This is a genomic window from Dermabacter sp. p3-SID358 (assembly GCF_025147465.1).
Classification (GTDB): Bacteria; Actinomycetota; Actinomycetes; order Actinomycetales; family Dermabacteraceae; genus Dermabacter.
The window spans coordinates 1-26,741 of the sequence record NZ_JALXOZ010000014.1 but is presented as its reverse complement, the minus strand read 5'-3'; the positions used below and the strand labels follow the sequence as shown (position 1 = coordinate 26,741).

Here is a 26,741-nt window from a genome sequence, read left to right as displayed (position 1 = left end):
GGACCCACTCGCTGAGGGCTGGGTCCCGAGCCCCCAGCTCACGTCCGAAAGCTTCCTCGATGACCACCATGAACGACACTCACGAGAGTGCGCTGCCCCCGGCTGACACGAGCCGCTCGTCACGACTGTCGATGTGGGCGCGCCGACACTTGCCGCCGTGGCTGCTCCTTGCGCCCGGGCTCCTCACGCTCGCGGTCCTGTTGATCTTCCCCCTGTTTCGCGTATTCGACCTCTCGCTTCAGGACTACGGCCTGCGTAACCTGCTGAAGGGCACCACCAACTACGTGGGCTTCGCCAACTATTCGGCGATTCTCAGCGACCCGCATCTGTGGACAACCGTGCTTCCCAACACCGTCGGATTTGCGGCCGTGTGCGTGGTGCTGACGATGCTCGTGGGTGTTGCCGTTGCGCTGTTTCTCAATACGCTCTCGCTCACGTGGCGCAACATCTGCATCGGCGCGATCATGGTCGCGTGGGCCGTTCCCGCGCTGACCGGCACGTACGTGTTTGTGTGGCTTTTCGACCCCACGAGCGGGTTCGTGGCGAGCGTCCTTGAATCACTCGGGCTGTTCACTCCGGGCAGCGCCAACTGGTGGGATTCTCGCCTCGCGTTTTACGGAATTGCCGCACTCAATGTCGTGTACCACGGCTTTCCCTTTATCGCCGTGACGACCCTCGCCGGGCTCCTCACGATCCCGGAGTCCCTGTATGAGGCCGCGAAAGTCGATGGCGCGAGTGCGTTCAAGCGCTTCACGAACGTCACCATCCCGATGATCCGCCCGATCCTCGCCGTGTGCATCATCTTGTCGACGATTTGGGACTTCAAGGTCTTCACGCAGATCTATCTCATGCCCGGCGGCGATGGGTCGAACAGGCACATGATGAACCTCGGCGTGTGGTCCTACACCGAGTCGTTTGGGCAGGGAAAGTACGGCATGGGCTCTGCTATCGCGGTACTTCTCACTCTCGTCCTTCTCGCGATCTCCGTGGTCTACATGCGCGCACTCATGAAGGAGGATGAACTGTGAGCACCACCGCTTCGACAGGCGCCACACCCGCCAATAAGAAGAACCCGCTTCGCCCCGCAAATATCGCGAAGGCGTTCGGCATCGCCCTTCTTCTCCTCTACGCGCTCTTCCCGTTTTACTGGATGCTCACGACCGCTGTGGACACGCACGCAAACTCTCGCGGCGCGGGCATTTTGCCTTCGGGCTTCACCCTCGATCACTTTAAAACTGTCCTGATCGACGCGAACTTCTTCGAGTACATCAAGGTCTCCCTCATCGTCGCGGCCGGCACCGTGCTCCTGTCGGGTGCAATCGCGCTGTTCGCCGCGATTGGCGTCGCTCGCTACCGCTTCCGCCTTCGCACCGTCGTGCTCGTTCTCGTGCTCATGGTGCAGATGGTGCCGCTCGAGGCTCTCGTGATCCCGCTGTTCCTCCAGGCGCGCACCCTCAACATGCTCAACTCGCTCCTCGGGCTCGTGATCGTCTATCTCGCCTTCTCGCTTCCGTTCGCGATTTGGAACCTCAAGGGTTTCGTCGCCGCGGTCCCGAAGGAACTTGAGGAAGCCGCCTACATCGATGGCGCCGGATGGTTCAGGATGTTCTTCTCGATTCTCCTGCCGCTCGTCGCCCCCGGTCTCGTCGCCACGAGCGTGTTCGCGTTCATCACCGCGTGGAACGAATTCATTTTTGCCCTCACGTTTATGACGGACTCTTCGAAGTACACGGTAGGTGTTGGCCTGCGGACGTTCTTCACCCAGAACACGGCCGACTGGGGGCCGATCATGGCCGCCTCGACCATCATCGCGCTTCCCGTTGTGATCTTCTTCGTCCTGGTCCAGCGCCAGCTGTCGTCGGGGCTCACGGCAGGCGCGGTCAAAGGTTAGAAGGTGACCATGTCTCAGTCTCGTTTTGATGCCGATGCTCTCGCCCCGCTTCTCGCGTCTTTTCCCGGCACGGACGTCCCTGAATGGCTCGCGAAGGCGCTCGAGGCCGGACTCGGCGGTGTGTGCCTGTTCGGGTACAACACGCCGAATACGCGCGAGGCCCAAAGGCTCATCACCCAGGTGCGCGAGGCGAGTTGCACAGAGCCGATCGTCACGATCGACGAGGAGGGCGGCGACGTCACCCGGCTCTATGCGGCGCGCGGCGGCGCGTTTCCAGCAGCCCGTGGTTTCGGCGACATCAACGATCCCGAGCTTTCGCGCGAATACGGCGAGGCCATCGGACGGGTGCTTGCCGCGATTGGCGTACGCATGAACTTCGCCCCCGTCGCAGACGTCAACACGAACCCTGCAAATCCCGTGATCGGTGCCCGCAGTTTCGGCACGTCGCCGGGGCTGGTCGCGCGGCATGCGCGGGCGGTGTGCGAGGGGCTTTCGCGCGCGGGAGTGCTGAGCTGCGCGAAGCATTTTCCCGGGCACGGGGACACTGCGGTGGATTCGCACCTGGGGGTTCCGACGGTCGCCCTGTCGCGCGAGGACGCCCTCGCCCAGCATGTCGCGGCCTTCCGCGAGCTCGGCAGCGCGCCCGATGCCCTCATGACGGGCCACGTGTGTGTGCCGTCGCTCGGTGATGGGCCCGCAACGATTGCCCCGTGGTCGTATTCTCTCGCTGCGCAGACCAATCCCGATGCGCTCGTCGTCACCGATGCTCTCGACATGGGGGCGATTACCGAATCGGTGGGCTACGCGGAGGCAACCGTGCGGGCGCTTGAGGCAGGTGCGCACCTGCTGTGTCTTGGGACGTCGATCCGCCGCGATGGCGAGAACATGCTTGTCGAGGCCCACGACGCGATCGCTGAGGCTCTTCGTTCGGGGCGGCTCGATCGCGGTGAGCTGCGCTCGCGCGCCGAGCGCGTGCGCACGACATTCGCGGGCCGCGCGAGCGCGTCTGCGTGCACCGCGGAGGCACTCGAGAGTGCGGAGGCTCATCTCGAGGCAGTTGGCGAGCGTGCCTCTCGACGTGCGGTGCGGTGGGCACTCGAGTCGTCGCCTGTCGCGGACCAAGTTTCCACCGCAGCCATCGTCGATGCGCGTTTCGCGCACGATTACGCGGCGGGTAAAGGGCGCACCTTCCTCGCGCCGGTACTCGAGCATCGAGATATTCGTCTTCTACCCGCAGACCCGCCGCCGGGCTACGAAAGCCCGCAGGTGACGTTCGTGCTCACTCGGCTTGGCTCGGCGAGTGACGCGGAAACGGCTCGTCTCGAGCAGGCCGCCGCGAATGCACACGAGTTGGGCTCGCGCCTGATCGTCCTTCACACGGGTGTTCCGGAAACGGCACCGCTCCCCCACACGCTCTCATCGCCCGCCACCGTTCTTCTCACCTATGGTGCGAGTCGGGGCGTCATGAACGCCGCAGCCGATCTCGCTTTGGGAGAGGTCGCGCGATGAGGATCCTCGGTCTCATGACGGGCACGTCGGTTGATTCGGCGGATTTCGCCCTCGTCGATTTCTCCCGCGACGGCGACGTGCTTCACGCACGCGTGAAGAGCTCGGGTGAGCGCCCGTGGCCCGAAGCGCTTCGCGGCCGCGTCCTCGAGGCCGTGACCAGCGCGAGTGTTCCCTCGCTCGCGGAACTCACACTGCTCGATGCGCACGTTGGCGAGTTCCTCGCTGGCGTCGTCACAAGCGTGCGCGAAGATGCGCGCGAACTCGGATCCGACACACCACTCGATCTTGTCGTCTCGCCCGGGCAAACGCTCTTTCACAACGTCGAGGGCGGGCGCACCCTCGCGACCCTCGCCATTGGGGACGCCTCCCGTATCCACGCCGCAACCGGGATTGCGGCGCTGAGCACCGTGCGCAGCGCCGACATCGCCCGTGGCGGGACCGGCGCGCCACTCGCCCCTCTCCTCGACCAACTCCTGCTCGGCCCCGACGGCGGATGCGCGGTGAACATCGGTGGCATAGTCAATGCGACGCTGTGCACCCCGGCAGCCGTCGGACCAACCGCTCCCCCGCTCGTGCGCGCGGGCGACACGGGCCCCGGTAACGGGCTCATCGACGCGGCCGCCGCCCTTCGCACTGGAACGGCGTGCGATACGGATGGCGCCCGAGCCGCCGCCGGACGTGTGGACGACACCCTTCTTTCAGCGCTGCTCGCCGACCCTTACTTCGCACTTCCCTTTCCGAAGTCCACGGGCAGGGAGTATTTTTCGCCGGCGTGGCTCGATGCTCGCGCACGCGAAGCGGGCATCGACCTGGACGTGCTTAGCACGGAAAACCTGCTCGCGACGCTCACGGAACTCACTGCCCGCGCTCTCGCCGATGCGCTCAAGGCCGAAGTGGGGCGCGAGCCTCGCACGCGCCTTCACGTGACCGGCGGCGGCGCCCACAACCCGACCCTCATGGCCCGCATCGAAGCCCTCCTACCCGGATGTACGGTGACTACGGGGCCGCTTGGCGGCCTCGACCCCGACATCAAAGAGGCGTTCCTCATGGCCCTCATCGGCTACTACTCCGCGCACGGCCTGCCCGGTGCTCTGATCGATGCCACCGGCGCGACAGAGCCCGCTGTCCTCGGTCAGCTTACCCCGCCGCACGCCCTGCGCACCGTCCCGCTTTCGACAACCGCACCCCGCCAACTTCTCGTGAAGGATTCCCGTGACTGATTCACAAGGCCCGCTCACTCCGCTCGTCCAGGTGCACTCGCCTACCGAAGAGCGCAATCCCCGCTCGCGCGACATCGATACGCTCGCATCCGAGCAGGTTGTCTCGCGCATCCTCGCGGAAGATGCCACGGTCGTCGCGGCCGTGCAAGCACTGACCCACGAGATCGCGCGCTTGACCGACCTGTGCGTGGACGCCCTCACGAACGGGGGCCGCGTGCACTACGTTGGCGCGGGCACCTCGGGCAGGCTCGGGGTTCTCGACGCAGTCGAGCTTCTGCCCACGTATAACGCTGACTCCGACATGTTCGTCGCGCATCTCGCGGGCGGGGACGTTGCGATGATGAAGGCTGTCGAGGGCGCCGAAGACAGCGAAGAGCTCGGCGCGAGTGTCATTGCGGACCACGCGGGTGAGCACGACGTCATCGTGGGCCTTGCCGCGAGCGGCCGCACCCCGTACGTGAAGGGCGCCCTTGCGGCGGCCCGCGAGCGCGGACTCGCGACAGCGCTCGTAAGCGCGAACCCGAATGCGCCGCTCGCGGCGCTTGCCGATGTGCCGCTTCTCGTGAACACGGGCCCCGAGGTTGTCACGGGATCGACCCGCATGAAAGCTGCGACCGCGCAAAAGGTGCTCCTCAACGCCCTGTCGACGTCGGTGATGGTGCGTCTCGGCAAGACCTTCGAGAACCTCATGATCGATGTTCGCGCGACGAATGAGAAGCTCGTGGCGCGCACGGTGCGCATCGTGCGCGAAGCAACGGGTGCGAGTGAAAACGACGCGCGCGCGGCACTTGGCGCGACCGAGAACAACCTGCGCGCCGCCCTCGTGCTCCTCCTCGCTGGAGCCTCGCTCGAGCACGCTCCGGAGGCCCTCGAGGTGCTCGCGCAGTTCCCGCCTTCTGCCAAGCGCCCGGGGGACGCCTCGGGGATTCGTTCGGCAAGCGAAGCCTTGCGCGCCCGCGTGGGCTCTCCGACGGTCGCCGAGGAACGATAGGCACCCCACCATGACCGCCGAAGACTTCCAGCGCCCACCGGCACGTGTCCTCGATGCTCTCGAGGATGCCGCTAAGAGCGAGTCGCGCACCCTCGCGCGCGCGAGCCGCTACCTCTTGGATCACCCCGACGAGGCCCTCGCTCGGCCCATTGCCGAGATCGCCGCGGCCTCTCGCACGTCGCCCGCGAGCATCGTGCGGCTCGCCACGAGCCTCGGCTTCAGCGGCTTTAGGGAGTTGAGGGCCGCGTTCCGTGAAGACCTGGCGTTTTCGCGCGGGCGCGCGACAACCATCGCGGGAGGCGATGAGCGTGCCGCGAGCGCGCTTGCCGCCGACATCGACCCGCAGGACTCCCTCGAGGCGGTCGTCAAGAAGGTGGCGTTTGCCGATTCGCGCGCGGTTGCCGATACCGCCGATGCCGTGAGCATCAGCGAACTCGAGCGTGCGCGCACGTTGTGCACGAGAGCCCGCCAGGTGGTGACGTTCGGTGTGGGAGCTTCCGCGTTTGCGGCGATGGACCTCGAACAAAAACTCGCGCGGATTGGGATGCGCGCCACGAGCTACGTGGATGCCCACCAGGCTTTGCCTGCGGCGTCGCTCATGGGCGACGGTGATGTCGCGGTCGGTATTTCGCACTCCGGCGAAACGCTCGACATTCTTGATTCGCTCGCGATTGCGCAGGATGCGGGCGCAGCCACGATCGCGATTACGAATGCACCGTCGAGTGAGATCGCCCGCCTTGCCGATATCACGCTGCTGACTCACGCCCACGAGTCGGAGCTGCGCTCGGGAGCGACGGCTTCAAGGATTGCGCAGCTTACCGTCGTAGATTTCCTCTTTGTCGCCATTGCGCAAATGCGCATGGACGAGGCTCACGAGGCGCTCGCGCGCACGTATTCCGCGGTCTCGGCAAGGAGGCGGTAACCCACACCACCGGCGCTTCATCCCTTCCACTTTCAGGGTGGGGAATACTGCAGGTCAGGGCCCGCATTCGGCACTTAACGTCGTTTCTCCACCGTCACGAGCATCTCAACGAGGAGACCTTCATGACTCATCTTTCACGCCGTTCATTCGTGACCCTCTCCGGCGCCGCCAGCGCGGGCGCCTTCGCCGTCGCGATCGGTGCGGTCCCGGCCGTCGCATCGCCTTCACCGCAGGAGCCGAGCGCCTCCGACGCAGCCGTGGCCCCACGCGCACGCGAGTTTCGCGCGATGTGGATCGCCTCCACCGACAATATCGACTACCCGAGCCGCACCGGCCTCAGCGTCGAGGACTCCAAAGCGGAATTCCTCGCCTGGCTTGACCTGGCGAAAGAACTCAACCTCAACGCGGTGATTTCGCAAATTCGCCCGGCTGCCGATGCCTTCTGGCCCTCGCCGTATGAACCGTGGTCGCAGTTCCTCACGGGCGAACAGGGCAAGGACCCGGGATTTGATCCCCTCGCATTCCAGATCGAGGAGGCCCACAAGCGCAACCTCGAATTCCACGCGTGGTACAACCCCTTCCGGGTGTCGATGACCGAATCCGTCGAACACCTCGTCCCCGACCATCCAGCGCTCGTGAACGAGGAGTGGGCATGGGCGTACGGCACGAAGACCTATTTCGATCCGGGCATCCCAGAGGTTCGCGAGCACTCGCTACGCGCGATCATGCACTCGGTCGAGCACTACGACATCGATGCGGTCCACTTCGACGACTACTTCTATCCGTACAAGGTTGAAGGTAAGGACTACCCGGACCAGGCGACCTATGAGCGCTACTCGGATGGCACGCGTGCCCTCGACGACTGGCGCCGAGAAAACATCACGCTCTTCATCCGCGAGATGCGCGATCGTATTCGCGCGTGCAAGCCGTGGGTGAAGTTCGGTATCAGCCCGTTCGGCATTTGGCGCAACAACACGAGCGATCCCGCCGGTTCTGCCACGAGCGGGTCGGAGAGCTACGAGATCATTTGCGCGGATTCGCGCGCTTGGGTCAAGGATGGCCTCGTCGACTACATCAATCCGCAGATCTACTGGCCGATCGGGCTCGAGGTCGCCGACTACGCGGCACTCGTTCCCTGGTGGAACGATGTCGTCGAGGGCACAGACGTCGCACTCTACATCGGCCAAGCGATGTACAAGCAGGCCTCGGGCGCAATCGAGGATCCGGAAGAGATGGCACGCCACCTCGACTTCAATCGCGACTACCCGCGTGTCGAGGGCGATGTGTACTTCTCGGCGAAGTCAGTGCGTGATGAGCGAGACGGTGCGATGGGCGAGGTCGTTCGCCGCCACTACGCCCATCCCGCGATCGTGCCTGTCATCGCTCACATGGGAGGAGCCGCGCCGCGCACGCCAAAAGGCCTCAAGGTGCGTTGCTCGCGCGGTAATGCCGTGGTCGAGTTCAATCGCCACCCTCATTCTGAGGCGACGAGTTTCGCGCTCTACCGGGTCTCGGGTGCGCGATTCAATCCCGCCGAACTCGCAGTTGGCCGCAACCTTCTCGCGTGTGTGCGCGCCGATGAGCAGGTCGTGCGCCAGAGCGTTCACGTTGAGGGGGTCGCGGGCGGTGACTGGATCGTCGTGACGGCGCTCGATCGTCTGTGGAACGAGTCTGATCCCTCGAAGCCAACCCGCGCACGCTGACCGGGGCTTCTATGCATCTGGATGAGGGTGCAGAAAACGGGCACATCGCTTCGTTTTCTGCACCCTCACCGTTTGGGGCGTGCGACGAAGGGCGCGATTGTTCACTAGAGGTGGACGCGCACCTCGGACCCGTCACGGTACGCCGAAAACATCATGGGAGAGTTATGAGCGATGACCATTTCCCCGGTGGGCAGCACTGCGATGAGGCCTCCGCTCGAGCCCTTTTCGGTGAGGGTCTCCTCGATGGTGGCCGCAACGGCAGAGGGAAGGTCGCAGCCCGCATACCTCATGCGTGCAGCAACGTCGTAGGCCACAACGCCGCGGAGGAAGGCCTCGCCGTCCCCCGTACATGACAGCGCCGCGAGTCCATCGCGCGCGTACGTGCCCGCCCCGATCACGGGGGTGTCCCCGATCCGACCGACATCCTGCGCGCTGATTCCTCCGGTCGAGGTTGCGGCGGCGAGGTGGCCGTTCGCATCAAGGGCCACGGCTCCGACGGTGCCGTGCCTCGGGCCGCTCTCACTCTTGTCGAGCAGCCGTCGCAGCTGTGCGAGGCGCCGCTCGGTGACGAACCACTCGGGGTTTGCGACCTCGAGGCTCCACTCACGCACGAGCTGCGCTGGCGGATCGACGATCATGACGTGATCGGTGTGTTCCATGACGGCGCGCGCCGCACGCACCGGGCTCTTGGCGTGCTGACTCGCGAGAACGGCCCCGGCAAGACCGCTAGCCCCGTCCATGACCGAGGCATCGAGTTCGGCACGGCCGTCTTTCGCGAGCGCCGCGCCACGTCCGGCATTGAACAGCGGGTTCTCCTCGAGCGATTGCACAGCAGCGCAGCACGCCTCGAGCGCGTTTCCGCCGCCCGACAGTACCGCTTCACCGGCCGCGTGTGCCTCGCGCAGGCCACTCGCGTAGTCAGCCTGTTCACCGAGCTCGAGGATGCGCCCACCGGCGCCGCCGTGAATCGCGAGCGCCCACGGCTCGGCGCTCGCCCGGTGAAGCGTAAGGGTGGCTGGTGGCTGGACGTTCTCCTCGCCGACTGTGCGCGCGGCGGAGACGTTTGTGCTCATGTGGCTCCTCCTCGAGATTGTTTACGGATGCCGGTACTCCATCGTGTAGTGCGCAATGCCGGCTTCCTCGAATTCGTCGCTCACGGTCACGTATCCGAGCGACTCGTACCAGCCCTTGAGGTACGACTGCCCGTGGATCACGATTTTCTGTGTGCTCTCACGTTCCTTGCACAGGTCGATCGCCGCGGCCATGAGAGCGCCGCCAAAGCCGCCGCGGCGCGCGCTCTTCGCGCACGCGAGGCGCCCGATTCTCATGCAGCCGTCGCCGGGGAACACACGAATCGTGCCAATCACATCGCCGTCTTTTTCCCACCAGAGCGTGATCGTCGAATCCTCGCGATCGAGCCCGTCAAGCTCCTGCTCGCTCGTCACCTGCTGTTCGAGGATGAACACGTCTTGGCGCAGCATGCACAGCGAGTACACGATTTCGGGATCCATGAAGCTGAGGTGGGACGCCTTGAGCTGGGCGCCGTCGGGCCGTGTTTCAAGGGTCCGCATCTCATACTTGGGGTGCCGGTTCATCTCATTCACCTTCCCGAGTGTAGGCCCAGCTCGCTGCACTGTTCACGTCCGTCCACCCCGCTTTGCGCACGCGGCGCCGCTGGCAGCGGGGGCACCAGTAGAGCGCGCGCCCCGCGAGGTCGGCATCGCGAATGTGCGCTTCGCACACGCGGCACGGGAAACCCTGGCGGTGGTACACGTAAAACGATTCCTCTCGCGGAACGGCCGCGGGGTCATCGTCCCCGTTTTGATACACGGGCACGGTGCGCTCGTTGAGCTCGCGGTGGATCTTGCGATGCTCGGGCTGGGTCGTGACGATGCGACCCGTGCGCTCGCCGTAGGTCATGAGCGGCACGAGATCCTCCCACAGCGCCTCGATCAGCGGTGCCGTGAGCTCACTACCGGGTACATACGGGTCGAGCCTGGCGCGAAATAGCAGCTCGGCGCGGTAAATGTTGCCGATGCCCGCGCATACGCGCTGGTCCATGAGAAGCTGGCCTATGCTCTGGCGGGATTTTTTTATGCGCCGAACGAACTCGCCCGGGTCCGCGTCATCGCGAAGCGGATCGGGCCCAAGCCGCGCGAGCACTGCCTCGCGTTCGGCCCCATCGATCACGCGGCACTGGTTCGGCCCCGTCAAGTCAGCAAGCCCCTCCGTTCCGCGAATGCGGAGTCGGACGTTTGCCCCGGGCACAATCGAGGCCCAGGAACCGTCGGACCCCACCTCAAGCCCCCTGCGGGGCGCCCCGATCGCGCGCACCTGATGAAAACTCTCGCTACCCGCGAAAGTCCATGAGCCATACAGCCCGAGGTGAATGTGAATGAATCGCACCGGGTCGGCGTCGCCGTGAGGAGCGAAGCCCAAAAAGAGGTGCTTGCCGGCCGCCTCGGCACGCGCCATGACCCAGCCATCGAGTTCCGCGGCTCCTTGCTCAAACCGGCCCTGCGGTGAGGAAAGCCGCACCCGGGTTTTCCCGAATGCGGCGTTCATCGCGCGTGCGAGCCGGTGAATTGTGTGCCCCTCGGGCATCACTCACCGCCCTTTCGTTAGCGCTTGGCGTATGTGCCCGTCTTCTCGTATTCGGCGATCTTGCCGATGCGTCGCACGTGGCGTTCGTCGCCCGAGAAGGGCTCGTGTACAAACGTCTCGATGAGGCCGATGAGCTCGTCCTCGCTGTGCTGACGCGCACCAACGGCGATCACATTCGCGTCGTTGTGCTCACGTGCAAGCTTCGCGGTGGCCTCATTCCACACGAGGGCCGCGCGCACGCCCTTGACCTTGTTTGCGGCGATCTGCTCGCCATTGCCCGAACCGCCGATCACGATGCCGAGGCTCCCCGGGTCCGCAACGACGGCCTCCCCACAGTCCGAGCAGAAGGGCGGGTAGTCATCGAGCGGATCAACCTCGAACGCGCCGTGATCGATGACCTCATGGCCCTTCTCCTCAAAGACGGTGATGAGCCGGTTTTTGAGGTCATAGCCGGCGTGGTCGGTGGCGATGTGAAGGCGCATGAGCGGCCCTTTCTTCTGTGATCGAAATAGAGGAAGCTTCAGGAGAAGTCGAGACCGCCGGTGCGGGCACGTTTGAGTTCGGAGAAGCCACGCACGGTCGTCATCGCGGCGAGACCATCGAGCAAGGCGCCGGCTTCCTCGCCTCGCGGAGCGCGCGTTAAAACGGGACCGAAGTATGCGGTGCCGGAACCGAAAGAGATCACGGGCGTGCCCACGTCGTCACCAACCATCTTCTGGACTTTCGCCTGTTCCTCGCGCAGCTCGGCCTCGTAGGTGCGACCTTCCCAGTGCTCGAGGTAGGAAGCATCGATCCCCGCTTCTTCGAGCGATTCACGCGCGATCTCAAGGTAGTCGTCCTTGCGGTCCTGCACGTGGAAGCGCTCGCCCCACGCCGTGTAAAGCTTCGAGAACGCCTCCTGGCCGAGTTCACGCTGCACGGCCATGAAAAGGTGTGCGGGGCTCAGGGTCTGGTCAATGAGGGCGCGGTAATTCGGGTCGAGATCGCGGCCCTCGTTGAGCACGTAAAGCGACATGATCGAAAAGCACGGGGTGTATTCGGGGCGCTCTTTCACGGCGTGGAGGAGCCAGCGGCTCGTCACCCACGCGAACGGGCACGTGGGGTCGATGTAGAGGAGAACGTCGCGGTTCGTCGCGCTCACGGTGCTGTCCTTTCGTGGCGATGTCATACCGCCCTATTGTGGCAGACGCCACGGGGCGTTTTCCGAGAAGCAATTGCGACACCTCGTATTTCTTGGTTAACTAATGGGAATGAGTGAAGCGCCCGTGAGCACCGAAAACATCCGCGCAAAGAAGCGCGCGAAGCGCCATGCCGCGGAAGCGCACCTCAGCAAAAGCGAGCTGCGCGAGCGGTCCGTCATGCGCGCGATTCTGCGGCGCAATTCCCGCCCACTCACGTGGTTCATGGTGCTCGCGATGGCGAGCGAAGCGATCAATATGGTCATCCCCATCGGGATCGGCCTCGTGATCGATCACGGCATCTTTAAAGCCAATCTGTGGCTCACCGTGGGCGGTGCCGCGGGTCTTGCAGGACTCCTGCTTCTCTCCAACTGGTGCTGGGCGCGATTTTTCGAACCGATCATGGAGATCCGAGCGCGCGAGCAGCACAATCTGCGCCTCGCCGTCACCGCGGCTGCCCTAGACCCCGCGTCCCGACAGATCGATCGCCCCGCAGGGGAAATCCTTTCAATCGCGACCTCGGATGCTGATCGCGCTCCCGATGTCTTCGACATGATGACGGAGGCCGTGCCCGCGTCGATCGCCGTCGTGGGGGCAGGTGTGTGGCTCACGGTCATGAATCCCCTCGTGGGGCTCATCGTTTTTGCGAGCCTCGCCCTGCAGGTGGTGATCTTGCGAGTCGTCACGCCGATCCTCTCCGAAAAGTACGACAACCAGCAGTCACGCGCTGCCGACGCTGCCGCGACCGCGACAGACCTCGTCCACGGACTTCGCGTGCTTCAGGGCCTCGGCGTGCAGACTCGCGCCCGCACCACGTATCGCACTCGGTCACGCACCGCCCTCGATGCCGCGCTCACCAACGCTCGCTTTTCAGGTCTTTCCGACGGCCTCATGCTCTTTACCTCTTCGATCATGATTGCCGCGGTCGTCGTCGCCTCGGGTACGCTCACGCTCGAGGGCGCGATGTCGGTAGGCGTGTTCATCTCGATTGCGGGTCTCGTGCGCAACCTTTCGGGCATGATGGCGGGCCTCGCCGGGGTGCCCGTGTGGTGGGCGAGCTTCTCGACCTCGGCGCGCCGCATCCGCCACCTCCTGAGTGAAATGGGGCGAAGCATCACCGAACCCGCGCTCAATTCTCTCGTCAAGGCCGGCTCGCCCGAGGCCCTTTCGGCACGCACGGAGCCCACTGCTCCCCCACGCCTTCCGGGCCTCGGTGAAATCTCCACCCCTCTTCTCGGCACCGTGCGCGATTCTCAGATCGTCGCACTCGTTCCGGAATCCGCTTCCGACGCCCGCCTCGCCCTCAGCGAACTTTCTTCGCTCGACATTCCGCGCGAAAGCCTCCTTATCGAGCCGCACGCGGTCGACCTTTTCGATGGCACGCTGCGCGAGCAACTCGACACAAAGCGCCCCGCTCCAGGCAATTCACCCGGCACGACGAACGATCCCGATACCTGGGCGCACGCGGCTCTCGAATCCGCAGGTGCAGATGATCTTTTGAGGATCCTGCCCGAGGGGCTCGACACGCGCATCCTTGACCGCGGCGCGAACCTCTCTGGTGGCCAGCGCCAGCGCCTGGCTCTCGCACGCGCACTCGCGGCGGATGTTCCCGTGCTTGTGCTCAACGACCCGACGACCGCGGTCGACGCCGTGACGGAACACAAAATCGCCCAAGGGGTGCGCGAGGCGCGCAAGGTCGAGGACCGCATCACGGTGCTCATCGCGAAGGCTCCGGCGTTTCTCGATCAGGCCGACCGCGTGCTCTTCGTGCGAGGCGGCGAGGTAAGCGCCGAAGGCCCCCACCACGAGCTCATGCACGCCGAGGCATACCGGAAGGTGGTGCAACGATGAGCGAAAACAGCACGCGCACAGCAAACACTGCGAGCGAAGCCGAACGCGACCTGATCGCCTCGATGGAGGCCGAAGGCGACGTGGCGCGCCAGCTTTCGCGCCACGCGGAGCTCCTTCCGATTGCTTCCTTCGGTGAGACCGGCCGATTCGTACTCGGCCGGCTTCGCGACTTCACTCCTCTCGCCCTCGGGATGCTTGCGGCAACCATCATGGCCGCGCTTGCAGGTGCACTCGGCCCGTACTTCATGGGGCGCGCGGTAGACGTGGTCACGACCGGAGGAACTACTCAGGCGCTCTGGACCATCGCCGGAATGCTCGTCGCAGCGGGCGCCGTCCAAGCGCTCGCCTCGGCTCTTTCACGCGCCCTCATCTCGGGACTCGGCCAGCGCCTCCTAGCGGGAATGCGCGAGGATGTGATCGACCGCGCCCTCGATCTGCCCACGCAAACGATGGAGCAGGCGGGCATCGGCGACGCACTCTCGAGAGTCGCCGATGATGTCGATGTGACCGCGAAAGCCGTCAACAACATCGTGCCGTGGCTCGTCACGGTGATCTTCCAAATCACGGTGACGTTCATCGCGCTCGTCATGATCAGCCCGTGGCTTCTCATTCTCGTTGTCGCGATCATTCCCTTTTACGTGTGGGCACTGCGTTTTTACCTGCCGCGTACGAACCGCATTTATCGCGTCGAACGCATTGCAAAGGGCGCGCGTGCACAGGGTCTCCTTGCCGCAATCAATGGCGCCCCGACCGTGCACGCCTACGGCATCGAAGAGCGCGAGACGCGGCACGTTGGTGCGCTCAGCGCCGCCGCCTACGCCCTCGTGTTGAAATTTTTCCGGCTCATCGTCCAGGTCGTGTGGATCATGATGATCCCCGAAACCCTCGCCGTCATTCTTGTGCTGCTCATCGGGTACGCGACCGTCCAAGCGGGGCTCATGCCCGTGGGGCTCGTGGCCTCGGCGTGCATCTACATTGTGACGCTCTTTTGGCCCCTTCAGTCGCTCATCTTCTCCCTTGACGACGTTCAGTCGGCCGCGGCGAGCCTTACGCGCATGGTGGGGGTCATCACCTCGATCGACCCCGCCGCTTCGCCTGGAGAGGAAACACCCGTGGATGGGTCGATTCGAATCGAAGGCGTCTCGCACGCCTATAGCGATAACGGTCGCATTGTGCTCGCGCCGATCGACCTGACGATTCCGGAAGGCGAGACGGTCGCACTCGTTGGAGCATCCGGTGCGGGCAAATCGACCCTCGCGTCGATCCTTGCGGGAACGCTCACCCCGCGCTGGGGTCGCGTGTTCCACGGCGGCGCCGATCTCGCACACGCCAACCTCGAAGCCGTGCGCTCGCACGCGTCAATCGTGTCGCAGGACGTGCACGTGTTCCACGGAACGCTCCGTGAGGATCTGAGCCTTGCGATCGACGAAGCAAGCGATGACGAGCTGTGGAGCGCCCTCGCGCGCGTCGGCGCGGAGGAATGGGCACGACTCCTCCCCAAAGGTCTCGATACCGAGGTCGGGGAGAAAGGCGCGAAACTTTCTGCTGAACAGGGCCAACAGCTCGCGCTCGCACGCATCGTGCTCCAAGACCCGGCGATCCTCATCATGGATGAGGCGACGGCCGATGAAGGCAGTTCAGGCGCGCGAGTGCTCGAACGTGCGGCCCTCGAGGTTGCGCGCGGGCGCACGACGGTCATCGTCGCGCACCGCCTCTCTCAGGCGAGGGAAGCCGACCGGATTTTTGTCATGGACGATGGCAAGGTCGTGGAATCGGGAAGCCACGACGAGCTCGTGGCGCTCGACGGACGGTACGCCGAGCTGTGGAGCGCCTGGTCACGCTAAGGACGCTCCACATTTCAAGGCTGAGACCACCCTCCACCTCATCGTCGGCTTCTGGCGTTCTTTGACGCACCGTGAAGGACGGCACTCGCGTAAGTCGCCCGCACTCCGGTAGGCTCGGGGCATACTCGTTCCCCTCCCGGGGCACATATGACTTCGCGAAAACGGCCCGCCGTGGAGCATCCGGGAGGCTTATGGGCCACGGAAGAGTCATGAATACCCAGAAGCGTTGGTCCGCTGGGGACCACGTGACCTGGACGTACTACACGCACGCACACGAAACCATCACAGTGCGGCCGGGAACCGTCGTCATTGATGACGGCCGCGGCATCGTCGTGTGGATCGCCCCGGGCACGGAGGTTCTCCTTCCCGTACTCGAATCAGGCGCCCCGCTCAGGCGCGCGGGCGACGAGGGCATGTTCACCGCTCCTCGAACGCAATCAAAACAGCTGTGGACCGGCAACGGCATCCTCATGATTGGGCTTCCCGATAAACCGTATTCCGTGTGGCTGTTCTACAAGGATGACGGCACTCTCGGCTGCTATTACGTGAACCTCGAGACCTCGCTTGAGCGCACGGAGGAAGGGGTGCGTTCGCGCGATCTCGTTCTCGATCTCGTGGTACTCCCCCGCCACGACTATCACTACAAGGATGAGGACGAACTCGAGGGTGCCGAGCGAATCGGTTACTTTAGCCGGGACATGGCGGAGCAAATTCGGGCGTGGGGACGCGAGGCCGAACGCGACATCGAAGCCTGGGGCTACCCCTTCAACGCGGGCTTTGAGTATTTCTTCCCGAACCCCGCGTGGGACCTGCCTAAGCTCCCCGAGCACTATTCGTGGGACATGGACCTTACTCACGCACGCCGCCGCTGATCGCCTCATCTGGCGAAGCCCCGTAGTATATTCCTCACCCGGGCGTAACCACGCCCGCTTTCAGCCGCGCGAGGATGCGCGTACTTTCCCCCTTGGAGTGATGTCTCTTGATGAAATTCTTCCAGCGGCTCGGCAGGTCCCTCATGCTGCCGGTCGCAGTGCTCCCCGTTGCCTCGATCTTTTCGGGGCTTGGCTACTGGATTGCGGGCGCCACGGGCGACCCCAACAACGTTATCGGTGCGTTCCTCGCGGCGGCGGGCGGCGCTCTCGTCGACAACATTCCTCTCCTTTTTGCGATCGGTGTCGCGATCGGCATGCCGAAGAAGGCGGACGGCGTTGCCGCCCTCGCTGGTCTCACCTCGTGGCTTACGGTGACCTCCCTGCTCAAGCCCGAGACGATCATGAAGTTCCAGGGCCTCAACGACGTTGCCCAGGTCGATCCCGCGTTCGACAAGGTCAACAACGTGTTCGTCGCTCTCATTTGCGGCCTCATCGCCGCATGGAGCTACGAGAAATTCAAAGATACTGAGCTCCCCGACTTCCTTGCGTTCTTCTCGGGCAAGCGCTCGGTCGCGATCATGTCGGCGCTCTTGTCGCTTGCCGCAGCGCTTGTGCTCATGTTCGTGTGGCCCCTCGTGTTCGGTGGACTCGTCGCTTTCGGCGAGTGGATGCTTACGCTCGGCCCGGTTGGTGCCGGGCTCTACGGCTTCTTCAACCGCCTTCTCATCCCACTCGGCCTGCACCACGCCCTCAATGCTGTGTTCTGGTTCGATATTGCGGGCGTGAACGACCTCAACAACTTCCTTGCCGGCAACGGAACGCGCGGCGTGACCGGCCAGTACATGACGGGCTTCTTCCCGATCATGATGATGGGCCTTCCGGGCGCTGCGCTCGCGATGTATGTCACCTCAAAGCCGTCGAAGAAGAAGGCCACGGGCGGCATCCTCATCGGCGCCGCTTTCGCCGCGTTCCTCGTCGGCATCACCGAGCCTCTCGAGTTCCTCTTCATGTTCCTCGCGCCAGGTCTCTACCTCATCCACGCGATCTTCATGGGCATCTCGATGGGCATCACCGCCGCCCTGCCGGTTCGTTCGGGCTTCGGATTCTCGGGCGGTTTCATCGACCTCGTACTCCAGTGGGTGAATCCTCTCGCGATGAACCCGTGGGCGATCTTCATCATGGGCGCCATCTGGTTCGTCATCTACTTCCTCGTGTTCCGTTTCGTGATCCTCAAGTGGGATCTCAAGACCCCGGGCCGCGGCGCCGACGAAGATGAGGATGACGAAGAAGGCTCCTCTCGAGCCACGGGTGCGGACAAGTACATCGTCACTGCCGACCGCTTTATCGAGGCTCTTGGCGGCAAGGGAAACATCGACGAGGTCGAGAACTGCGCAACCCGCCTTCGCCTTAGCCTCAACGACGTTTCTCTCGCCGACGAGGAAGCCCTCAAGGCCGCCGGTGCGACAGGCGTCATGAAGCCTGGAGGAAACCTCTACCAGGTGATCTACGGCCTCAACGTGCAGTTCGTGAAAGACGCGATGGATGGCCTCATGGACGGCTCGATCGAGCCTCCCGCGCCCGCGGATGAGGAAAACATTGCTGAGCCGGCTACCGTCGGAACTGCCGATGGCTCGACAGCCGCTACCGCCCAGCCAGCGGAGGCTTCCACCGCGACTGCCGTTGCGGAAAAGCCCGAGTTCGCGCTCGTGCGCATGCGCCAGCCCCTCGAGGGTACGGTCGTTCCACTCGAGGACGTTCCCGATTCGACGTTTGCCGATCGCCTCCTCGGCGGCGGCTCCGCGATCGATCCGAGCGGTAACCAGGTCGTGGCCCCCGCTGCCGGTGTGGTCTCGCAGGCATTCCCGACGGGCCATGCCGTGGCGCTCACGCTTGATGATGGCGCCGAGGTTCTGATCCACGTGGGCCTCGACACCGTGAAGATGAACGGCGAAGGCTTCACGCTCCACGTGAAGAACGGCGATCGAGTCGTCGCGGGCCAGCCGCTTGTGGACTTCGATCGCGCGAAGATCGAAGCCGCGGGCTACAAGGCGATCACGCCGGTCGTGATCCTCGGCCACGCGGATTCGACAATCGAGTTCGTCTAAGCACGCGCTCTTCATCAACAACGCACTCCCCGTCCGAGCCCGTCTCGGTGCGGGGAGAGCGCTTTTAGCGCACGATCTCGCGATGCCCCGCGTCGATGCGGCGCGTCCACCCTTTTTTGTCGAGGTGCTCGAGGAGCGGAATCACGGTGCGCCTCGTCGTGCCGAGCGCCCGGCGCGCCTCCGAGGTCGTAAACGGCTGCGGCAACGCTGCGAGCTCACGCATCGCGAGCGCGGGCGCGGTGGGCAGCAGCACGAGGTTGTCATTCGGCTGGCCGATCCTCAGGAGCCGCCCTTGTTTCGCCGCGGCCGCGAGCTCTTTCGCACCAAGACCAAGAGCTGCGAGATCGCCGAGTTCGGGGGCGTTGAACGGGTCGTTCTTGAGCTTCGCTTCGAGCGCGGCAACGCTCGCTTCTGCTTCGCCGAGGCCCACTTCGATCGCCGGATCGACAATGAGCCCATCGCGCTCGATGAGCTCCGACTTCTTCACGACCATCGGCAAAAGTTCGAGGGCGGGAAGCGCGAGGGCTTCGACCGCTTCTTTTCGAGAAAGCCCCGGACGAAGGGGATTTGCCTTCGCGGCAGCCGCAACGCGCTCGTGAAGCGCACGGGCACTGCGGTCGAGGAAGGCGACGCTCACGAGCCAGCCGCCGTCGGACACACACCCCTCGAGCTCATCAGAAACCTCAAAGCCCATTTTCCTGAGGTCTGTTTCGCGCATGGCGCCGCGCCGCTCGATTTCCCCTCGTACGTCCCCGCGCTCACTCATGTGCTCGAGCTCGCTTTCACGCGCGCTCCCCGCGCCGCGCCTGCGCAGCTCCGGTGGGTCCACGTCGAGAACGCGCACGCCCCCAAGGACAGCCCGCTCCCCCGTGCCGCGCATGACGAGGCGATCGCCGATCACGAGCGGCAGGGGAACATCGAACGTGAGGCGCGCGTGGTCAGCGCCGAGGGGGCGCACGCGCGCGGTCACAGCCGCGCTGCCCACGTGGATCGTGGTTTCGCGCGGGACGTCATCGAGACTGTCGCCGCTCACGCTGCGCACGTCCACGACACGCGTGAGGTGGAACGCGCCGGGCGTAAGGAGCACGTCGCCGCGGTGGATCTCGCTCGCGGCAACTTGGCGAAGGTTGAGGGCCGCGCGACTCACGGGCTCGACGGCCTCTTCGCTCGCGCCGCGAGACTGCACGCCGCGCACGCTCACTTCTCGCGGCTCGTTTCCGCCGTAGCGGGTGCTCACGAGCTCGAGCTCATCGCCCGCGCCCACGCTCCCGGAACCGAGGGTTCCCGTCACGACCGTGCCTGCTCCGTCGATCGTGAAGGACCGATCAATCCACAGTCGCACGTTGTCGTGCGGCGAGGGGGTTCCGACGGTTGCCACGAGTTCATCGAGCTCGCGCCGCAGTTCGTCGATGCCTTCGCCCGTCACGCCCGAGACGCCGCATGCCGGTGCATCCGCGAGCCCCGTGTCGGCAAGTTCGCGCCGCGCTTCAGCGATCACGGTGTCAACCCGTTCGGGGGCGCGGTCGGCGCGCGTCACGACGATAATGCCGTGGGAAATACCGAGGGCCTTCACGGCGTCGCGGTGGTCGCTCGATTGCGCGCTCCAGCCCTCATCGGCGGCAACGACGAACAGCACAATGGGCACGGGCCCGAGCCCTGCGAGCATATTGCCGATGAAGCGCTCGTGTCCGGGAACGTCCACGAAACTCACGCCGCGCCCCGAAGGAAGCGTGCACCACGCGAAACCGAGGTCGATCGTGAGCCCGCGGCGCTGCTCTTCTTCCCAGCGGTCCGTCTCGATGCCCGTGAGGGCGCGAATAAGGGTGCTTTTGCCGTGGTCCACGTGTCCGGCTGTTGCGATGACGTGCATGGCATCCTTCCTAGCGCGTGAGGAGCGCAGCGATCGCGCTCGCGAGGGAGTCGTCCTCCGATTCGGGAATGCAGCGCAGGTCCACGAGGCAAGCGCCATCGTGCGTCGTCGCGACGATCGGCCGCTCGAGGCTGCGAAGCTCTTTCGCGAGGCGCTCTGGAACGCTGAGCGCCCATCCGGGGATCGGGACTTCGGCGCCGCCGCCTCCACCCACGCGGCCATCGTGCGACACAACCTCGCACGGCTCATTCGTGCGCTCCCGAATCGCGTGCGCGAGTTTTTCGGTGCGGGCTTTGAGCGCGTCGGGGTCTGTGTGGAGTGCTTCGAGCACGGGCGGCGTGGGCCCTCCGACGGTTGCCTCGAGCGCAGCGAGCAGGAGTTTGTCCGCGCGCATCGCCCGCGCGAGGGGGTGGCGGGCCACGCGCTCGACCCACTCCTTCTTCCCGAGGATGAGCCCCGCTTGGGGGCCGCCCACGAGCTTGTCGCCGCTTGCGAGCACGAGGTCCGCGCCGCTCTCGAGAGCCTCGGAGAGTGTTGGCTCATCAGGAAGCAGCGGCTCTGGTGCGAAGAGGCCCGAACCGATATCGACGATGAGCGGGAGGCCGCTCGCATGCGCGAGCTCGGCGAGGTCCGCAACGCTTGCGGAACACGTGAAGCCCTTGATGACGTAGTTGCTCGCGTGGATTTTGAGGATCGCCGCGGTGTTGTCACCGAGGGCGGATTCGTAGTCGGCGAGGTGCGTGCGGTTCGTCGTGCCGACCTCGCGAATGTAGGGGCCCGTAGATTCGATGAGTTCGGTCAGGCGGAACCCCGCGCCGATCTCGATCATCTCGCCGCGGCTCAGCACGATCTCGCGCCGCTCCCCCACTGCGGGGCCCGCAAGGGCTGTAGCGATGAGCGAGAGCGCCGCGGCACCGTTGTTGACTGCCAGTGCGTCTTCCGCTGCGGGGCACGCCTTGAGGAGTGCCTCGCGCGTAGCGGTGCCTCGCTTGCCGCGCAGTCCCGTTTCGAGATCAAATTCGACGTCCACATAACCGGCCGCTGCCTCGAGAGCCTCGATGGCCTGGGGCGAGAGCGGAGCGCGCCCAAGATTCGTGTGGACGATGACACCGGTCGCGTTGAGTACGGGGACAAATGAACTCGCGCGCCCTTTTTCGACCGCGGCAATCACGGCGCCCTCGACCTCTTCCGGCGCAATTTCTCCCGCCCTTGCGCGGCCCTGCGCCTCGCGCACAACCTCGCGCACGCGCTCTTCTCCAAGGCGTGACTTCGCCGCTTCGACTTCTTCAAGCGCGAGCAGGGCATCGGTGCGCGGAATCCGCCGCCGCGGATCGTCGCCTACTGCCGGGGACGCGGTTCGTGACATGTCGCGGGCACCTTCGCTCAAAACTCGGGATCGCGGGTGGTGTGGCAAGCGTCGGAATCAATCCCCACGTGCCACGCGCGCCCCACCCGAACGAGTGAGGCGCGAAAGCTTGGCGGAGGCGGATGGGAATCGAACCCACCATACCGAGCTACTCGATATCACCGGTTTTGAAGACCGGGGCGCCCACCAGGACACGTACGCCTCCGCGCACGAATCTACCAGTGAAAACACCTAAAGTGGAACGCATGAACGTCAACGAGGATCTCCCCACCGCGAAACCAGACTTCAGCAACTACCCGCGCCTCACAACGATGGCGCACGGCGGTGGCTGCGCGTGCAAGATCCCGCCGGGCGAGCTCGAGGACGCCGTCAAGGCGCTCACGGGCCAGACGTTCGACTCGGTCATCGTAGGGCTCGATGATGGCGACGATGCCGCCGCGGTGCGCGTGCGCGGGGATCTCGCGGTGCTTTCGACCGCTGACTTCTTCACGCCCGTCGTCGATGATCCGTACGACTGGGGCCGCATCGCCGCCGCGAACGCGCTTTCGGATATTTACGCGATGGGCGGCGAGCCCGTCGTCGCAATCAATCTCGTCGGTTGGCCGCGCGAAAAGCTTCCCATGGAGATGCTCTCGGAAGTGCTGCGCGGCGGGCTCGACGTGGGCCGCGAAGCGGGTGTTCCCGTGATCGGGGGACACAGCGTGGATGATCCCGAACCGAAGTACGGCCAGGCCGTCACGGGCATTGCGAAGCCCGACGCTCTCCTGCGCAACGATGCGGCCGAGGCTGGCCTCCCTCTTACGCTCACGAAACCAATCGGCGTGGGGCTCTTGAACAACCGGCACAAGGCGACCGGCTCGAGCATCGAGGAAGCCGTGAAATGGATGACGACGCTCAACGCCGAGGCCTCGAAGAAGGCCCTCGACGCGGGCGCAAAAGCCGCGACCGACGTGACCGGATTCGGCCTGCTTGGACACCTGCACAAGATGGCGCGCGCCTCGGGTGTGAGCGCTGTCGTTGAGCGCACGGCGGTGCCGGCGATGGGCGATGCACTCGACGCACTCGCGGGCGGCTTCATTTCGGGTGGCACGCGGCGCAACCTCGACTGGGTGCGGCCCTCGCTTCGCGTGGGCTCGGGCATCACGGAAGAGGACCTGCTGTTCCTCGCCGATGCGCAGACCTCGGGCGGTTTGCTCATTGTTGGGGAGATTCCCGGATACCCCGTCATCGGTGAAATTGTGGCGGCGAGCGAGGATACGCCCGCGGGTAGCGTCCAGGTTCGCTAGGCACCGTCGGAAAAAGAAACTGAACGAAAGGCCCGCGCCGTGAAAACCGCCCTCGATATTCCCCTCATCCCCTCCCCCGCACACCTCGACGAGCGTGACGGCGCGTGGGAGGGCACCGCTCCTCTCGCGACGCTCACGTGCGCTATTGCGGAAGGGTTCGACGCCGGGGAGTTTGAGCTCGAGATCGGCGAAAGCACAATAACCGCGCGTGCCGGAAGCGACGAGGCCCTCGTCAACGCGCGGCTCACACTTGAGCAGATCGCCGAGCTGTGCCGTAACGGCGAGGAGGAGCACGTACGGATCCCCGCTTTGATTCTTCGGGACCACCCGCGGTTTTCGTGGCGCGGCCTTCACATCGACCCCTGCCGCCACTTCCTCCCCATGGAGGAGCTGCGGCGCATCGTCGACGTCATGGGGCTTTACCGCCTCAATATTTTGCACCTTCACCTCACGGACGATCAGGGTTGGCGCATCGAGATCGACGGCTACCCGCGCCTCACCGAGGTTGCCGCATGGCGCGAGCGCACCGTGATCGGACATCACAACGTGAAAGACCCGAGCGCCGACCAGTACCTCGAGGAGCGTCACGGCGGCTACTACACGCAAGCCGAGCTGCGGGACCTCGTGGCGTTTGCGCGCGAGCGCGGCATCACCGTTGTGCCCGAAATCGATCTTCCCGGCCACATGCAGGCCGCGATCGCTGCCTATCCCGAATTCGGCGCTTGGCCGAAGGTGCAGCACAAGGTTCGCGACACGTGGGGCGTAAGCGAGCACGTGCTTGGCGTGAGCGATGAGGCCTTCCGGTTCGTGAAAGACGTGCTCACGCAAGTGTGCGACATCTTCGATGCGCCCTACGTGCACATCGGCGGGGACGAGGTTCCTCGCGTCGAATGGGAGAACAACCCTGCCGTTGAAGCGAAGCTTCGCGAATGGGGCATGAGCGAACCCGGAGATGTGCAGCAGAAATACACGCAGTTCGTTCATGCGCTCCTTACCGAACGCGGCCGAGCCATGGTCGGCTGGGATGAGCTCCTCGAGGGCGAGCTCCCCGAAGGCACGGTCATCATGAATTGGCGCTCCGCGGAGACGGTCGCGGACGCAGCGCGCCGCGGGCACGACGTCGTCGTCTCGACCGCGCCCACGCTCTACTTCGACTTCCCGCAGTCCGCGGACCGCGAGAGCGAGCCCCTCGCCGCCCGCTGGGGCGGGCACGTGTCGACCCTCCAAAACGCGTACACAGACCCGCTCCTCCCCACCGACCTCACGAGCAAAGAATCCGCCCACATTCTGGGCCTCCAGGCGCAAACGTGGTCAGAATTCATCCCGAATGCCGAGCACCTTCAGTACATGCTCTTCCCACGCCTGTTCGCCCTCGCCGAGCGCAACTGGAACGCCAACCCTCCTGCTTTCGAGGACTTCCTCAAGCACATCCCGGCACACCTCGAGATCCTCGAGCGCAAGGGGCTTCGTTACCGCGCCCTCCGCTGACCGCACGCTCGGTGGCCGATAAGTGAATTTCCCATAACAATATGGTCACGAGAATCGACTCAAGCGCCCGAAAAACCGAGCGCTCACCGCAGATTTTGGCCATCGTGGGCCTCAAATTTCCGGCTTCGCAGAGCTCATTTTCGCGACCAAAACCTGCCGCGTTCGCGCGCCAACACTTCCCAAATGCCAGCATGACCTGCATCTTTACGCGACTTCCCTAGCGCTCACCTTTGACATCCAAGCCCCGCGAGGCCGCACCTCTACCTCGCCGAAGCATCCACACCACCGGCAACTCTTGCCGTTCATCCGGCCTGCCTATACTCCCATTTCAGGCGTTATGGACGCCCTGATCCCCTTTTCTCATTAGGAGCCGCCATGGTTTTCGATGCTTTCCGTAAGCAGCCCTCCACTGACGCATCCCCTGCCGTCACGCCCCTGTGGCGCCGCGGCGCTGCCTCTCTCGCCCTCGGCGCCATGCTCGGCACCACGGGCGTCGCTGGCCTCAGCACCCTGCCCTCGGTCACGCTGCCGACCGCGCATGCCGTAGATTCGGGCACTGCAGAAAACCCCGCCGAAGGATCCATGCACATCCAATACGGCCCTGGTAATGCGTACTACACGAACGTGGAGTCGGTCTCTCCGCCCCAAGATCTCGGCTCGGTTTACGTCGAGCTCACAAGCGTAGAAGATCCGACGCGTGTATATTATTCCGACCCTGCAAAGAACGGCACGTGGCAGACAGACCCCGACGGCAACTACTATCAAGATTTCGGCGGGCAGCCACTCCCTGTAGGGAAATACAAGGCCCGCATCGTTGGGTACAATTCGGATCTCTACCGCCCAGACGCGGGGAGCCACAGTCAAGACGACGACGATCAGTGGTACACAAGGTTCATTGACGACGGCGGCATCGTAGAGGTGGGGGAATCCCACGTCCATGGGTCTTACATCAACTTCGAGCGGAAGATTTCTTCCTACTTCGAAGCAAGCTACGAGACTGATCTGGAAGTTAAGTTCAATGGGAAGGGCTCGATTTCTGGCCCGACGCTAAACGACAAATTCACTCAAGACGATGTGAGCCAGCAGGAGTTTTCCGACCTTCAGGGCGAGAAGGAAACCGCCAAGTACTCCCTCGTCGAGGGCCAGGATCTCCCTAAAGGCATCACCGTCGACGAAAACACCGGCGCCATCACAGTCACTCCTGGCACCCCTGCCGGCGAATACCAACCGCAGGTCAAGGTGACCTACTCTGACGGCACATACAACACTGCTACTGCGAGCATCACTGTTGCACAGGGCACGGTCGACGTAACGATTTTCTACGGTTTGGAACCGCACTTCGGCGGCGTTGAGACTCCCCGGTCGGTACCCGACGATCTTCAAAATGTGTATGTGAAGCTCACCAGCACGGAAGATGAATCTCAGGTCTACACATCCAATAAGGGCTGGAAGTTTGACGAAGATCTTAATGCCTACTACCTGGATTTCGATGACAAGCCACTAGAGGGAACCTACGGCGTTGAGGTTCTTGGCTACACCGACCGTTATTACGAAAAGCCCACTGAAATGTGGTTTGAAGACGGCGATTACGCACACGAAGTGCCTTACCTCGCTACCGGGGACACATACAAAGCCAGTGGCCAGTACTCCGGCACTTATATTGATTTCGGGCGTAAGCTCGCGACCTACTTCACTGAAACCTACCCGCAAGTCGATTTCGTCGAAGGCGAAGGCGGTTCGGTAAAACCCGTTTTTGCTGATGAGGATGACTTTAGTCGCGAGGACTTGGACGAGTATGTCCCGGCGGCAGATGCTCCCACGAAGAAGAGCTTCACTCTTAATGAAGGGGAGCTTCCCAGAGGTTTCACTCTCGATCCGAAGACTGGTGAGATCAAGGTCGATAAGACCGCCACTCCTGGCACCTACACGCTGCCAATCAAGGTGACCTACAAAGACGACTCGTCCGACATTGCCACGGCAAAGATCACGATATCTAAGGCTGACTCCGGAGCTAATCCCGTTACGGATGAGAACACCCCGG

Annotated in this window: 21 protein-coding genes and 1 tRNA gene; 14 read left to right on the top strand and 8 right to left on the bottom strand. The window is 64.2% G+C overall.

Going from position 1 to position 26,741, the window contains the following annotated elements; all coding sequences use genetic code 11:
• Positions 1 to 59: 59 nt before the first annotated feature.
• From M3B90_RS07365 to M3B90_RS07335, 7 genes are all read left to right on the top strand, one after another.
• Positions 60 to 1,028, top strand: a complete 969-nt coding sequence (locus tag M3B90_RS07365; RefSeq protein ID WP_016664252.1) for a carbohydrate ABC transporter permease — start codon at positions 60 to 62, stop codon at positions 1,026 to 1,028.
• Positions 1,025 to 1,891, top strand: a complete 867-nt coding sequence (locus M3B90_RS07360) for a carbohydrate ABC transporter permease (RefSeq protein ID WP_082738649.1) — start codon at positions 1,025 to 1,027, stop codon at positions 1,889 to 1,891. The genes M3B90_RS07365 and M3B90_RS07360 overlap by 4 nt, the downstream gene beginning before the upstream one ends.
• A gap of 9 nt (positions 1,892 to 1,900) precedes the next feature.
• A complete protein-coding gene (locus M3B90_RS07355) occupies positions 1,901 to 3,400 on the top strand; it encodes a glycoside hydrolase family 3 N-terminal domain-containing protein (protein ID WP_259889462.1) in 1,500 nt (499 codons plus the stop codon).
• Positions 3,397 to 4,620, top strand: a complete 1,224-nt coding sequence (locus M3B90_RS07350) for an anhydro-N-acetylmuramic acid kinase (RefSeq protein WP_259889460.1) — start codon at positions 3,397 to 3,399, stop codon at positions 4,618 to 4,620. Before M3B90_RS07355 ends, M3B90_RS07350 begins: the two co-directional genes overlap by 4 nt.
• Positions 4,613 to 5,611: an N-acetylmuramic acid 6-phosphate etherase gene (gene murQ, locus M3B90_RS07345; RefSeq protein ID WP_259889458.1), complete on the top strand. Its 999-nt coding sequence runs from the start codon at positions 4,613 to 4,615 to the stop codon at positions 5,609 to 5,611. The genes M3B90_RS07350 and murQ overlap by 8 nt, the downstream gene beginning before the upstream one ends.
• A gap of 10 nt (positions 5,612 to 5,621) precedes the next feature.
• A complete protein-coding gene (locus M3B90_RS07340; RefSeq protein ID WP_016664247.1) occupies positions 5,622 to 6,533 on the top strand; it encodes a MurR/RpiR family transcriptional regulator in 912 nt (303 codons plus the stop codon).
• 122 nt (positions 6,534 to 6,655) lie between these two features.
• Positions 6,656 to 8,236: a glycoside hydrolase family 10 protein gene (locus tag M3B90_RS07335; protein WP_259889456.1), complete on the top strand. Its 1,581-nt coding sequence runs from the start codon at positions 6,656 to 6,658 to the stop codon at positions 8,234 to 8,236.
• Positions 8,237 to 8,340: 104 nt separating this feature from the next.
• Here the strand turns inward: M3B90_RS07335 and M3B90_RS07330 are convergent, their stop codons facing one another.
• The 5 genes from M3B90_RS07330 to M3B90_RS07310 are packed head-to-tail and all read right to left on the bottom strand — an operon-like array spanning position 8,341 to position 11,981.
• A complete protein-coding gene (locus M3B90_RS07330; RefSeq protein ID WP_259889455.1) occupies positions 8,341 to 9,309 on the bottom strand; it encodes an isoaspartyl peptidase/L-asparaginase family protein in 969 nt (322 codons plus the stop codon).
• 21 nt (positions 9,310 to 9,330) lie between these two features.
• A complete protein-coding gene (locus M3B90_RS07325) occupies positions 9,331 to 9,831 on the bottom strand; it encodes a GNAT family N-acetyltransferase (protein WP_259889514.1) in 501 nt (166 codons plus the stop codon).
• A gap of 1 nt (position 9,832) precedes the next feature.
• The gene (locus M3B90_RS07320; RefSeq protein ID WP_259889454.1) at positions 9,833 to 10,840 is read right to left on the bottom strand and encodes an Fpg/Nei family DNA glycosylase; all 1,008 of its coding nucleotides are present in this window, start codon (positions 10,838 to 10,840) and stop codon (positions 9,833 to 9,835) included.
• A 17-nt stretch (positions 10,841 to 10,857) separates the two neighbouring features.
• A complete protein-coding gene (locus M3B90_RS07315) occupies positions 10,858 to 11,322 on the bottom strand; it encodes a ribose-5-phosphate isomerase (protein WP_259889451.1) in 465 nt (154 codons plus the stop codon).
• Positions 11,323 to 11,360: 38 nt separating this feature from the next.
• Complete coding sequence (locus M3B90_RS07310; protein WP_259889450.1) at positions 11,361 to 11,981, bottom strand: disulfide bond formation protein DsbA; 621 nt, start codon at positions 11,979 to 11,981, stop codon at positions 11,361 to 11,363.
• A gap of 109 nt (positions 11,982 to 12,090) precedes the next feature.
• Here M3B90_RS07310 and M3B90_RS07305 point away from each other — a divergent pair, with 109 nt between their 5' ends.
• From M3B90_RS07305 to nagE, 4 genes are all read left to right on the top strand, one after another.
• On the top strand, positions 12,091 to 13,869 hold the full coding sequence (locus M3B90_RS07305) for an ABC transporter ATP-binding protein (RefSeq protein ID WP_259889449.1): 1,779 nt from the start codon (positions 12,091 to 12,093) through the stop codon (positions 13,867 to 13,869).
• Positions 13,866 to 15,713, top strand: a complete 1,848-nt coding sequence (locus M3B90_RS07300; protein WP_259889448.1) for an ABC transporter ATP-binding protein — start codon at positions 13,866 to 13,868, stop codon at positions 15,711 to 15,713. Before M3B90_RS07305 ends, M3B90_RS07300 begins: the two co-directional genes overlap by 4 nt.
• A gap of 209 nt (positions 15,714 to 15,922) precedes the next feature.
• Positions 15,923 to 16,585, top strand: coding sequence for a DUF402 domain-containing protein (locus M3B90_RS07295; protein ID WP_259889447.1), 663 nt, complete (start codon positions 15,923 to 15,925; stop codon positions 16,583 to 16,585).
• Positions 16,586 to 16,695: 110 nt separating this feature from the next.
• Positions 16,696 to 18,690: an N-acetylglucosamine-specific PTS transporter subunit IIBC gene (gene nagE, locus M3B90_RS07290; RefSeq protein ID WP_259889445.1), complete on the top strand. Its 1,995-nt coding sequence runs from the start codon at positions 16,696 to 16,698 to the stop codon at positions 18,688 to 18,690.
• A gap of 64 nt (positions 18,691 to 18,754) precedes the next feature.
• Here nagE and selB read toward each other — a convergent pair whose 3' ends face one another.
• From selB to M3B90_RS07275, 3 genes are all read right to left on the bottom strand, one after another.
• Positions 18,755 to 20,560 carry a selenocysteine-specific translation elongation factor gene (selB, locus tag M3B90_RS07285; protein WP_259889444.1) on the bottom strand — a complete coding sequence of 602 codons (1,806 nt, stop codon included), beginning with the start codon at positions 20,558 to 20,560 and terminating at the stop codon, positions 18,755 to 18,757.
• Positions 20,561 to 20,570: 10 nt separating this feature from the next.
• Positions 20,571 to 21,926 (bottom strand): L-seryl-tRNA(Sec) selenium transferase, encoded by a 1,356-nt coding sequence (gene selA, locus M3B90_RS07280; protein ID WP_259889443.1) that lies wholly within the window; start codon positions 21,924 to 21,926, stop codon positions 20,571 to 20,573.
• A 110-nt stretch (positions 21,927 to 22,036) separates the two neighbouring features.
• Positions 22,037 to 22,131 (bottom strand) — tRNA-Sec (locus M3B90_RS07275).
• Positions 22,132 to 22,171: 40 nt separating this feature from the next.
• On the opposite strand from M3B90_RS07275, the gene selD reads away from it, so the two are divergent.
• The 3 genes from selD to M3B90_RS07260 all read left to right on the top strand — a co-directional run.
• Positions 22,172 to 23,212, top strand: a complete 1,041-nt coding sequence (selD, locus tag M3B90_RS07270) for a selenide, water dikinase SelD (RefSeq protein ID WP_259889442.1) — start codon at positions 22,172 to 22,174, stop codon at positions 23,210 to 23,212.
• A gap of 39 nt (positions 23,213 to 23,251) precedes the next feature.
• Positions 23,252 to 24,700: a beta-N-acetylhexosaminidase gene (locus M3B90_RS07265; protein ID WP_259889439.1), complete on the top strand. Its 1,449-nt coding sequence runs from the start codon at positions 23,252 to 23,254 to the stop codon at positions 24,698 to 24,700.
• Positions 24,701 to 25,075: 375 nt separating this feature from the next.
• The coding region (locus tag M3B90_RS07260) for a Rib/alpha-like domain-containing protein (RefSeq protein WP_259889437.1) at positions 25,076 to 26,741 on the top strand (1,666 nt) is incomplete at its 3' end.

Bases quoted from the DNA above. Each gene is read 5' to 3' on its own strand.
- M3B90_RS07365 (WP_016664252.1), top strand. From the start codon at position 60: ATGACCACCATGAACGACACTCACGAGAGTGCGCTGCCCCCGGCTGAC.
- M3B90_RS07355 (WP_259889462.1), top strand. From the start codon at position 1,901: ATGTCTCAGTCTCGTTTTGATGCCGATGCTCTCGCCCCGCTTCTCGCG.
- M3B90_RS07350 (WP_259889460.1), top strand. From the start codon at position 3,397: ATGAGGATCCTCGGTCTCATGACGGGCACGTCGGTTGATTCGGCGGAT.
- M3B90_RS07340 (WP_016664247.1), top strand. From the start codon at position 5,622: ATGACCGCCGAAGACTTCCAGCGCCCACCGGCACGTGTCCTCGATGCT.
- M3B90_RS07335 (WP_259889456.1), top strand. From the start codon at position 6,656: ATGACTCATCTTTCACGCCGTTCATTCGTGACCCTCTCCGGCGCCGCC.
- M3B90_RS07330 (WP_259889455.1), bottom strand. From the start codon at position 9,309: ATGAGCACAAACGTCTCCGCCGCGCGCACAGTCGGCGAGGAGAACGTC.
- M3B90_RS07325 (WP_259889514.1), bottom strand. From the start codon at position 9,831: ATGAACCGGCACCCCAAGTATGAGATGCGGACCCTTGAAACACGGCCC.
- M3B90_RS07320 (WP_259889454.1), bottom strand. From the start codon at position 10,840: ATGCCCGAGGGGCACACAATTCACCGGCTCGCACGCGCGATGAACGCC.
- M3B90_RS07315 (WP_259889451.1), bottom strand. From the start codon at position 11,322: ATGCGCCTTCACATCGCCACCGACCACGCCGGCTATGACCTCAAAAAC.
- M3B90_RS07305 (WP_259889449.1), top strand. From the start codon at position 12,091: ATGAGTGAAGCGCCCGTGAGCACCGAAAACATCCGCGCAAAGAAGCGC.
- M3B90_RS07300 (WP_259889448.1), top strand. From the start codon at position 13,866: ATGAGCGAAAACAGCACGCGCACAGCAAACACTGCGAGCGAAGCCGAA.
- M3B90_RS07295 (WP_259889447.1), top strand. From the start codon at position 15,923: ATGAATACCCAGAAGCGTTGGTCCGCTGGGGACCACGTGACCTGGACG.
- nagE (WP_259889445.1), top strand. From the start codon at position 16,696: ATGAAATTCTTCCAGCGGCTCGGCAGGTCCCTCATGCTGCCGGTCGCA.
- selB (WP_259889444.1), bottom strand. From the start codon at position 20,560: ATGCACGTCATCGCAACAGCCGGACACGTGGACCACGGCAAAAGCACC.
- selA (WP_259889443.1), bottom strand. From the start codon at position 21,926: ATGTCACGAACCGCGTCCCCGGCAGTAGGCGACGATCCGCGGCGGCGG.
- selD (WP_259889442.1), top strand. From the start codon at position 22,172: ATGAACGTCAACGAGGATCTCCCCACCGCGAAACCAGACTTCAGCAAC.